The sequence below is a fragment of the Pseudomonas sp. G(2018) genome, assembly GCF_005502415.1.
In the GTDB taxonomy this organism is placed as follows: Bacteria; Pseudomonadota; Gammaproteobacteria; order Pseudomonadales; family Pseudomonadaceae; genus Aquipseudomonas.
Genome location: NZ_SCOO01000093.1, coordinates 1 through 1,201, shown reverse-complemented (window position 1 = coordinate 1,201; position 1,201 = coordinate 1). Strand labels below are relative to the sequence as shown.

Here is a 1,201-nt window from a genome sequence, read left to right as displayed (position 1 = left end):
TGTGGGAGATTCTATGGTTGAGGGAAACCCTCAACTCACTTTTGATTGGTATTCGCTCTGTCCTTTAAGCAGGGCGAATACCACTCGAGCAAGCTTGCGAGCCAGCATCACCAGTGCCTGCGTGGTGCTGAAGCCTCGACTTCTTTGTTCTTGGTAAAACCCTTTCCAGGCTTCGGTGCGACTCGCCGACATGGCCGCATTGTGTAGAAGCCTGCGCGCTTCTGGATCACCTCGCTTAGTCAGGCTCCGGCGACCGTCTTTTTGTCCTGATTTCGACACCCGCAAATCCATTCCCAAAAACGCGATGAAGGCATCTGCGTTTCTGAAGTCGCCTCGCTGAAAAGCTGTAATCAGACGAGCTCCGGTCAAGAAACCAATGCCTTCCACTTTCAGGCAACGCTTCAACTGACCCAGTAAACCGGCGTTCTTGAGATGATCGTTGATCGTCTTTTCGATCATCGTCTCAAGCTTCTGCATGGATTTTATTTGCGCGCAAAAAGCAGCCTTCAACAACGGCTCATTCGACCAGCTTTGCACCAAACCGACCCTTGCCTGAACCAGGGCTGCCCGGCGGCGGAAAAGGCTCAGAAGCTGGCGGTACAGCGGTGATGGCGGGGTCCACGGGTGGAGTTCTTCCTGTTCGTTTTTCAGATAACGAGCAAGCAGTTTGGCATCCAAGGCATCGGTTTTGGCGCGGATCTTCACGCCTTCACGGTAATGTTTGAGTTCATAACCGCCCACCATGTAAATCACGCAGCCGGCCTCATAGGCCAGGTCAGCGAACGCCAGGTGGTAGATATTGGTGGCTTCGATGGCAATAGCCACCGGTCCCGCTAAGGCCTTCAACCACTTGTGGATGGCGGCTTTGTTGTTGGGAATTTCTTCGAGCAGGTCCAGTTCGGCGTGATAGATCACCAGTTCATTCTTGGCGACATCCACGCCTACGATCGGCTTTGAGATAAGAACCGGCATTGCCACAGGATTTCCTCCGGGATAAGGTTTGAGCACTTGAAGGGCTCACCCAGAGGCGCAGGCTTGTTCCTATCGTCGGTCCGAGCCAGATGCATTCTTTATCGGCGCTTGGGTGAAAGGAGGAGGGGCGAAATCTCCCACGGTCTGTACTGCGTCAACAGTCAGAATCGAGCCTTGTCCCTCCTCCTCCCTTCAAGTCCTACCATACAAGCGAGCCTGCTCGCGAAGG

The 1,201-nt window shown here is 54.0% G+C and carries 1 protein-coding gene; it reads right to left on the bottom strand.

Translation table 11 applies throughout. The annotated features are described in order from the left end of the window. Window positions 1-30 precede the first annotated feature (30 nt). Window positions 31-972 (bottom strand): transposase, encoded by a 942-nt coding sequence (locus FFS64_RS31190; RefSeq protein ID WP_137808463.1) that lies wholly within the window; start codon window positions 970-972, stop codon window positions 31-33. Window positions 973-1,201 lie beyond the last annotated feature (229 nt).